Annotated in this window: 1 protein-coding gene and 1 pseudogene; both read left to right on the forward strand. The window is 56.4% G+C overall.

The genetic code is table 11. The features are described 5' to 3' along the window. The coding region (locus HWY30_RS40800; protein ID WP_176079063.1) for a GntR family transcriptional regulator at positions 1-351 on the forward strand (351 nt) is incomplete at its 5' end. 307 nt (positions 352-658) lie between these two features. Continuing rightward, positions 659-921, forward strand: a pseudogene (locus tag HWY30_RS40805) (MFS transporter); the annotation flags it as partial.

The raw sequence follows: 921 nt of genomic DNA on the forward strand, positions 1-921 counted from the left end.
GCTGTTCATCTCTCGCGGGTACGACTGATTGAGGGACAACCCGTTTTGTCGGAAGAAATATGGCTACCTCGAAGCCGTTTCGAAGCGCTGGCGACTCTGCCCCTTGGTGGCTTCGAGGATTTGCTTTATCCGCTTTACGAGCGGCTTTGCCGCCAAATCGTCGCATCCGCAACCGAGATTCTGAACGTCGAACAGGCGACGGACGCTGATGCGGCGCTCCTGCATATCGACGTTGGCAGCCCGGTAATCCTTGTGCACCGTGTGGCATCCGATTTCGCCGGGACGCCTATTGAATGGCGCACCACGCGTGGTGCTGCTGCAGCGTTCCAGTATCAGGTCGATATTCGCTGACAACGCGACTTCCTCGCCGCGTTTGGTGCTGTCATAGGGACCGACAACGCGAACTGACTTTCTGTCACCCGGCAGGTCGCATTTTTCCTGCGACTTTCAGGCTCTACACCTCGTTCGCCGAATACATCACTGGTCGCCAGTTGCGGCCGCAGCTCGCTTGCGTGCGCTCGTCCGGGTTATACCTCATTGCAGCCCGACCTCAAACATACAAACATATACATGACTATATCAATCTGCTTGTTTTCGTCTGACTGACCGTTTTCGAAACGCCAGTCGAGCGGCAGCGGGCATGGAACTTGGAGCGAACATGTCTACGTCCGTAACACGTGAGCAGCAGGTAATGAAGAAAATGGCATGGCGGCTGATGCCGCTGCTGATTGTCATGTTTCTCATCGCATTCATCGACCGGCAGAACGTCGGCTTCGCGAAATTGGAAATGGTTCAGGCACTCGGCATGACGGAAGCCGCGTATGGCCTTGGAGCATCGCTGTTTTTCATTGGCTACCTGCTGTTCGAGGTGCCCAGCACACTGGCGCTACATCGGTTTGGGGCCCGGACGTGGCTCGCTCG

Origin of the sequence: Paraburkholderia tuberum STM678 (assembly GCF_902833905.1) — a bacterium.
GTDB lineage: Bacteria > Pseudomonadota > Gammaproteobacteria > Burkholderiales > Burkholderiaceae > Paraburkholderia > Paraburkholderia tuberum.